Origin of the sequence: Streptococcus sp. SS-4456 (genome assembly GCF_036680365.1) — a bacterium.
Lineage (GTDB): Bacteria > Bacillota > Bacilli > Lactobacillales > Streptococcaceae > Streptococcus.
This window is the reverse complement of the sequence record NZ_JAVIHI010000108.1, coordinates 1-448: the sequence shown is the minus strand read 5'-3', so window position 1 is coordinate 448 and position 448 is coordinate 1. Positions and strand designations below refer to the sequence as shown.

The 448-nt window shown below is 38.8% G+C and carries 1 protein-coding gene and 1 pseudogene; both read right to left on the bottom strand.

All coding sequences use genetic code 11. The features are described from left to right. Positions 1-199 (bottom strand): annotated as a pseudogene (locus tag RFK25_RS11580) (hypothetical protein); the annotation flags it as partial. Between the two features lie 17 nt (positions 200-216). Then, complete coding sequence (locus RFK25_RS11575) at positions 217-411, bottom strand: hypothetical protein (protein WP_044777125.1); 195 nt, start codon at positions 409-411, stop codon at positions 217-219. Between the last annotated feature and the right edge of the window lie 37 nt (positions 412-448).

Genomic DNA, 448 nt, shown 5'->3' with positions numbered 1-448 from the left:
TAAATGCCCAAACTGTTTCTGTTGTAACCAACTGCCGCTTTCCATTTTTAATGGCAGGTCGCCTTACTTCTTCAAGATACATGTAAAAATCCTGCTCGGCTGTCTTACATCGGATGAACTCTCCATTCTTACGCATGTAAGCGAGAGCTGTTTCCAAATCAAATGGTTCTGTTACTTTGTCAATATTGAGTAGTGCCATAGCAACTATTCTCCTTTCTATTCTTCAGGTTTTGTCTGAACTTCTAACAACTCAGTCAATTCCTGTTTTTCTTTACGCAATAGGCTAAGTTCCTCATCCCTTTCCACCAATTGGATGGCAATGAGGTTCTTAGCGGTAATTTCATCAGAGAGCTTTGTGACAAGCTCCTGAATAGTTAGTTTTAATGATTGGTTGATTTGTTCTAGATTCATCTGTGAACTCCTTTATTTAATCGTATCCCATGTCAAG

Coding starts and splice junctions, on each gene's coding strand:
- RFK25_RS11575 (WP_044777125.1), bottom strand. CDS start 411: ATGAATCTAGAACAAATCAACCAATCATTAAAACTAACTATTCAGGAG.